The 256-nt window shown below is 46.9% G+C and carries 1 rRNA gene; it reads left to right on the top strand.

Annotated features, from left to right (window positions below):
• Positions 1-144: 144 nt before the first annotated feature.
• Positions 145-256: ribosomal RNA gene (gene rrf / locus M3610_RS27765) — 5S ribosomal RNA — on the top strand; the annotation flags it as partial.

Below are 256 nucleotides of genomic sequence, written 5' to 3' on the forward strand. Positions count from 1 at the left end.
TTCGATGTTGACTTATCGTAGGGAAAAGACCGAAGGACACTAGTTGCTGGACGCTGGAGCTAGACAATTATATAGGTGAACTCAAGTTTACAAACTTCTTCTGCATTATCTAGTTTTGAGGGAATGAAACCTCAAACAAAATAGTCTGGCAGCAATGGCGAGAAGGTCACACCCGTTCCCATACCGAACACGGAAGTTAAGCTTCTCAGCGCCGATGGTAGTTGGGACACGCGTCCCTGTGAGAGTAGGACGTTGC

This window comes from Neobacillus sp. MER 74 (assembly GCF_023714155.1).